The 6,829-nt window shown below is 48.5% G+C and carries 5 protein-coding genes; 2 read left to right on the plus strand and 3 right to left on the minus strand.

Annotated features, from left to right (window positions below; translation table 11 throughout):
* Window positions 1-20: 20 nt before the first annotated feature.
* From A3EU_RS0120925 to A3EU_RS0120935, 3 genes are all read right to left on the minus strand, one after another.
* Window positions 21-974, minus strand: coding sequence for a hypothetical protein (locus A3EU_RS0120925; protein ID WP_020538155.1), 954 nt, complete (start codon window positions 972-974; stop codon window positions 21-23).
* Between the two features lie 238 nt (window positions 975-1,212).
* On the minus strand, window positions 1,213-2,031 hold the full coding sequence (locus A3EU_RS0120930; protein ID WP_156825853.1) for a hypothetical protein: 819 nt from the start codon (window positions 2,029-2,031) through the stop codon (window positions 1,213-1,215).
* 34 nt (window positions 2,032-2,065) lie between these two features.
* Window positions 2,066-4,240 carry a CHAT domain-containing protein gene (locus A3EU_RS0120935; protein ID WP_020538157.1) on the minus strand — a complete coding sequence of 725 codons (2,175 nt, stop codon included), beginning with the start codon at window positions 4,238-4,240 and terminating at the stop codon, window positions 2,066-2,068.
* Window positions 4,241-4,578: 338 nt separating this feature from the next.
* On the opposite strand from A3EU_RS0120935, the gene A3EU_RS0120940 reads away from it, so the two are divergent.
* Together A3EU_RS0120940 and A3EU_RS0120945 are read left to right on the plus strand one after the other, a co-directional pair.
* Entirely contained in the window at window positions 4,579-6,159 is a 1,581-nt protein-coding gene (locus A3EU_RS0120940) for a type I restriction-modification system subunit M (protein ID WP_020538158.1), read from the plus strand.
* A 181-nt stretch (window positions 6,160-6,340) separates the two neighbouring features.
* The gene (locus tag A3EU_RS0120945) at window positions 6,341-6,718 is read left to right on the plus strand and encodes a GxxExxY protein (protein WP_020538159.1); all 378 of its coding nucleotides are present in this window, start codon (window positions 6,341-6,343) and stop codon (window positions 6,716-6,718) included.
* Window positions 6,719-6,829 lie beyond the last annotated feature (111 nt).

Here is a 6,829-nt window from a genome sequence, read left to right on the forward strand (position 1 = left end):
GTTGTGCGGGGCGACCTTTTTTATCGGAATTTGAACTTCAAAAAGACAGTCTCCCCCCGCTCAAGCGCTTGGCCTACCTCTTTTCGGCCACCATAAATAGCGCCCCTGGTCTGGTTCTCCTCAATTTCGGTGGGATAAAACGTGGCTAGTTTTTCTTCCCTTATAAAAGTTTGGCCCATAGCTTGATAGACATCGTAGGTGAAAAGTTCCAAGGGATCTCCTATACTGATGCCATTGTCTGCTCCTGCATCAATGATTACCCGGGAAGGTTTTTTCGTTTTACCACCCACCACCTTAACTAAATGTATGGGGCACGGAAAGAGCGCCGAAAGTTCTTTGTTCCAAACAGCAGGAAAGGCATCTAAAGCATCAAGGAGGAGCTTGTTTTTCTGCTCCTGAATGATTGCAGCTTCCTCCTGCGGGGAGCCAGGGAAGGGGTACATTTTGACGAATTTCCAATCAGGGTTTCGCCCATAATCAAAGACAAAATTCCGGGCCAGGAAATTCTTGCGGCCATAGGCACGCGTAATACACTTGACCTCCCTGCTGTACTTGAGTTCGCCAGTGACAATATTGGTCACGCGCAAGTTGAAGCTAAAGCCACCAGCAAGGGAATAGTTGGTGCGTGTAAGCATCCCCAGCGTGTCAAGGGCATCACTCTGACTTAAATCATCGATTAGCGGTTCCATGTTTAATTGGAAAATATACTCTGGGTCAACTTCCCCTTTATTTTCCTCGGTAGAATGGTTGATCACCTGGAAATGCCAGTGCCGTTCTAAGGAAAGAAAAGCAATTTGCTGCACCCTTTCTACTACACCTGGTGGCACGTCAACAGGAAACTGCATCGGCTCTACCAATACAGGAATCTTATCCCTGCTAAAGGTATCCAGCAATTGATTTTCTTGCCCAATTGCATAATTTGCCATCAGGCAGCAGCAAAGGAATAGCAATGATAATCCAATCTTTTTTATCATAGTTTTTTGTGTTTGGTAGAGGTGCCCTATTGGTAGCTTTAACCCGTCTTTAATAACCTATTTCGACCTCGGATGAGGTCGCACAAGCACATGCCTGTTTTTTTTGTAAACAAATATTAGGTGGAATACTATCCCTACCGCCCATGTTAGTTTCCTAACTAATATGTTATGTTCCGCTGGTCTCTTGACCAGTAACTAGCGTTAGTCCCCTTTACGTTGGTCAGGTTTGTCACCCCCCCTACAAAATCTCGATAAAAACCTCTTGCCCATTATCCAGTGCCTCTTGAATCTCTCGACCGCCAGACATGATGACACAACGACTAAAATGCTCGCTTTCCACTTCTTCTACGACAATACTGGCTATACGAACGGAACGAGAACGAATCTCGCCCTGGTTGTTTTCTACAATTGTGGTTCTTACCGCTAGTTCCTGATGGCGACGAAAACCTTGTTTGGTGCCTCCTGCAATGAGGATGGTCCGGGCTTTGCTCTTAGAACCTTTAAGTACTTTTACGAGCTGTACTTCAGCGGGGAATAATTGGGTGAGCATATGTTGTAGGCCGGTAAGAACCAGCGCTTTGCGTTCGTTGGCATTACTCCACATGCCGGCATTAAAAGACAGTTCCTCTTGTATAACGGGACGATGATCCGTAGCGCGGAGAAAGGTAAGGTTGAGTTTTTGCTCACCGATGGATATGTAACCGGTAAGGAAGTACTCGACCCCTTGTACCGCCCACTGATCTACGACATAGCCCTCCATGAAGTCTTCGTCACGTTGTAAATCCCGCTCGGCAGCTACAGCTTCTTGCTCGGAATGGGCGATCAATTGCACCCTCGCATCAGCATAAAGGGCAGACATTACTGCTTCTTGGAGCGTCTTGCAATCAGAAGCGTTGGCACCTGTCGGCCCAAGCAAGTAGTCTCTGAAAGTAGGCTGCCCCCCTCCACAGCGAAAGTTGAGAACAGCAATCCGTGATTGAGATATCGCCAGTTGTTGGCACCCGAGAATAAGAAAGATTACCAGCACGAATCGCTGGCCAGAGAAAAAAGAGGACAAGGTGAGAAAGTGTTTATTTAAAATTGATTGCTCACTACCGCGAGGAACGAGCACCAAAGATAACAAAAACCAAAAAGATAGCACCCAATACATACCAGCCATACGTTTTCCATCCAGCCGTAGCGAAAATTTGGTCTTGGCCAACGAGTACAAAGCTCGCCCAGTAGTGAGGGTGGGCACTCAGTCGATCCTGTTGAGCGAGATAATTGAGCTGGGCTTGCTGTAGCGCGCCGCTGGTGGATTGCCCTCCTGCCAGTGCATCATAAAACAAGGGCATGAGTTCCGCCGTGGCGGCATCGGATACTGGCCAAAGGCTGCCAATCAAGGCCCGTGCGCCTCCTTGCAAAAAGGCCCTGCCTATGCTGAGTACCCCTTCGCCGGCGCGGTAGGGGCCTGACTGTGTTTCACAAGCGCTCAGTACCACCAACTGCAATTGGAGTGGCAGACTGGCAATTTGGCTGGCGGTGAGGCTACCGTCTTGCAGAAATAAGGCTGATTGACTTGGGTCTTCCTGATCGCGGCAAGCGTGGGTAGCTATATGCCAAACCGTAAACTCCTCCCTGCTGGCGGTGAGGGCCTGAAGGCGAGCTTCCGAGCCAAGAAAAACTTGCCCTTTTACGCGGCTGATGATCGCTTCGGCCTCTTCCATACTATGGTTTAAGGCCGGTAATGGACTCACACAAGCAGTACGGCTGGCCATGGCATCGCCGTTAAATTCGGGGGCCAACGCACCCACTTTGAGCGGTAGGTTAGGGTCTCCATCATCTAGCCATGCAAGTGCCGAAGGAGCCGTTGTTAATTCGTAGGTTTTGACTAAATAATCCAGCTGTTGGGGACTGTAAGACGGCTCACCCTCCGGTGCTTGGCTGCTGAGCAGAGCGCTGAAGGGCAAGTTCCAAAGTGCACCATCGGGCAGGATAAGCAACTTTTTTGGGGCTGACTGCCTGTGATGGCGAAGTGCGGGGCGGAGCAACACGTTTTCATACAACCAAAAAGCGGCCTTGGTGTAGCGCTGGTAAGCGGCAGTAGGTTCCTTGAGGAAATCCTGTCCGGTCATTTCTGACTGAAAATTTTGCAAGGCCGTTTGCGTTTCCTTGTTCCAATAAAAGTGATCAATCTGTACTTGTTGGCCATCAAGGTGGAAGACGATACCTTCGTCGCCCAGCAAGAAGTAGCTAATGAGTAAGGTCTGTTGTTCGCGCAGTTGGGCCTGTACCGCTGCTAGTGAAAGCTGCGCGGATGGCGCAGGTGGCCAATGGCTGAGCTGGGGTAGCTGCTGATCTACAAGCTCGCGCAAGCGTTGGGGTTGCTCAAAAAAACTGCCAGATTGGGTGGCTAATTGTCGGGCCAACCGCAGTTGTTTGCCCAATGGCGGCCAATCCAGATCATCGCGATCGGCAACATAACCTTGGAGTTGATCAGAAAGCAAGGTGGATTTGGCTTGCTCAGCCAGCAAAAAAGCTTCCTCCCACCACCCGGCTTGGGGAGCCTGCTGATGCAGCAGTAAACAGATGGCCATAGCTCGGTGCGCCAATGCCGGAATGGTAGCAGCCAGCGCCAGGCGGTCGGCCTCGGCAGTACGCGCCCGTCGGAGAAAGTGCAGCAATTCCAGGCAGTGCCGCAGCCCGGTAAGGCGTTTTTCCAAAGTAGCAGCATCGGCTTGCGCTGGCAAAGGGCTGCGATAAGCACCCAGCAATGCTTCGAGCGCCAAGCCAGGGTCTGTCCAGTCAAGGGGATCAGCCAACTGTAGGCTGTCGGGGGCACCCAAGAGCTGAAAAACCTCGCGACTCAAAGGCTCGTCGCCTTCCTGTAGGTAATTGTAGTCCATCAAAACAGCGGCCAACATCCGGTTGATGGTATCCGAAGGTGGAAAGCTCCGCAGCCGCTGAATCAGCGCCTGCATCTGTCGTAGCGGCCGATGCTGCACCGTCGCCAGTTGGCTGGCAAGCTGCGTAATTTCTTCGGGATTATCACTGGCCATCGCCTGCTCATACACGCGGTCGGCCTGCTGCAATACCTGATATTCCGGATAGATATTTCCCAAAATCTCATAGCCCAAGGCCTCGTTGAACCCATCCGCAGACATGATCTGATCATACAAATCTTCCGCCTGCCGGGTCTGTGGGCTGTTCTGCCCAAAGCCAGCTTGCATAGCCAGCAGTAGCAGGCCAAGGAGGGCAAAAGAAAACCAGGAAACGGCAGTTCGCATACGTAGGTAAAATGTGGTGTTAGCAGATAAGGGTTGGAAGAAATTTTGCAGATGCCTTTCAACTAGAGCCTCCAATCCTGACTTGGAGGACTATAGCTTCATTGCTTGGATGGTGTAAAGGTAATCAGAAGCAGGGGAGTATTACCCATCATCATTGGCATCGTAATATTGCTAATGTGCTTTGTTGTGAATAAAGGGTCGCAAGGCGTTCTTTCCTTATTTCGGAGAAATGGCGATTAAATAAATAGCGTTTTGAAATGTAATTCCTACTTTGGTGGATGAATTAAATATGCGCTTAGCTCTGAAAAATCGACGACCTGGCGACAAGAAAATACAGCATGACCGAACAAACGCAACAACTGCAAACACAACTCTGGAACATTGCCAATACCCTGCGTGGGAAGATGGATGCCGACGATTTCCGGGATTATATCCTGGGATTCATTTTTTATAAGTACCTGAGTACAAAAATGGAACTCTATGCCAACGAAATCCTGGAACCAGACCAGCTGAAATTCCGGGATTTGGAAGACCATGCACAGGAAGAAGCTTATTTGGAGGCCGTAAAAGATGCCGCCTTGGATAAACTGGGGTATTTTTTATTGCCATCAGAGCTATTTTCAGAACTGGCAAAACGCGGCAATTCAGGTGGAAAGCACAAATTCATTTTAGGCGATTTAACCAAGGTGCTCGCACACATCGAGCAAAGCACTATGGGCTCGGAAAGCGAAGAAGATTTTGGCAACCTCTTTGAAGATTTAGACCTTACCAGCTCTAAACTCGGCAGATCCGAAAACGATAAAAACGAACTTATCGTAAAGGTACTCTCGCATTTAGAGGAAATCGACTTTGATATCGCCAATACCGAAAGCGATATGCTGGGCGATGCCTACGAATACCTCATTGGGCAGTTTGCCAGCGGTGCAGGAAAAAAGGCTGGCGAGTTTTATACGCCACAGCAGGTCTCCAACGTGTTGGCACAAATCGTAACGCTGGGCAAAGACAGGCTAAAGTCGGTGTACGACCCCACCTGCGGCTCGGGCTCCTTGCTGTTGCGGGTGGCCAAACAAGTAAAAGAAGTAAGTGCGTTTTACGGGCAGGAAATGAACCCCACCACCTACAACTTGTGCCGAATGAACATGATTATGCACGATGTGCATTACAAGCGTTTTGATATAAAAAACGAGAATACCCTCGAAAAACCGCAGCACGAAGAGATGCGCTTTGAGGCCGTTGTCGCCAACCCGCCCTTCTCGGCAAAGTGGAGCGCCAGCCCTTTGTTTATGAGCGACGACCGCTTCTCGGCCTACGGTAAACTGGCCCCAAAATCCAAAGCCGATTTTACCTTTGTGCAACACATGGTACACCAGTTGGCCGATAATGGTACCATGGCCTGCGTGCTACCCCATGGCGTACTGTTTCGTGGCGCTGCCGAAGGGCACATCCGCAAGTACCTGATCGCAGACCGCAATTACCTCGATGCCGTCATCGGCCTACCTGCCAACATCTTTTACGGCACCAGCATACCTACCTGTATCTTGGTCATGAAGAAAAACCGAGCCAATCAAGACAACATCTTATTTATAGATGCCAGCCAGCATTTTGAGAAGGTAAAAACCCAAAACATCCTTCGCGAAGAAGACATTCAGCAAATAGTCGCCACTTATAAAACCTACACCAGCGGAGCATTGGCCGAAGCCCAGGTAGACAAATACAGCTACGTCGCCCCATTGAGCGAAGTGGCCGAAAACGACTACAACCTAAACATCCCCCGCTACGTAGACACCTTCGAGGAAGAAGAACCCGTAGACCTGGCAGCCGTCTCCAACGACCTGAAAGCCATAGATGCAGACATGGCCACCACCGATGCTACCATTGCCGATTACTGCAAGCAACTGGGGATAGATACACCATTTTAGTCTTAGTATTGCGCAGAAAATAAACTGCGATTTTTTCTAAGTTTTTCAAATAGTTAAAACGCTTAAAATGTAGCGCTTATTCAACTATTATGAAAACCAAAATCGCTTTTTATTTTCGTGCTGTCCCTTAACCATGATTTTTAGGATTGTTTGATTGCCATGATTAAAAACTATACCGATTATGGGTGAACTGAAGTACAGTGATATAACTGAAAAAATAATAGGCGCTTCTTTTGACGTACATTCCTTCTTGGGCAATGGGTTTCAGGAAGTTATCTATCAGCGTGCTTTAGCATGGGAAATGACACAGCGGGACTTATCATTTGCCAGGGAAATAGAGCAGGAAATTTATTACAGAAATTTACCTAAACCCATTGGTACCAGAAGGGCAGATTTTGTTGTAGAAAACAAAGTTTTGGTAGAAATTAAAGCCATCATTCAATTAGATGATGTCCACCTGGCTCAAGCGCTAAATTATTTAAAAGCATATAAATTGAGTGTAGGACTCCTTATTAATTTCGGTAGTAAATCACTAACCTTCAAAAGGTTAGTGTTGTGACGCCCCCAAGAAATCCGTTGTCTGAATCACGGATTATACGGATTACGAGATTACACAGATTACACGATGACACAGATGATGAGCAAACTGAAATACAGAGACATAACCAAA

This window comes from Lewinella cohaerens DSM 23179 (assembly GCF_000379805.1).
Lineage (GTDB): Bacteria > Bacteroidota > Bacteroidia > Chitinophagales > Saprospiraceae > Lewinella > Lewinella cohaerens.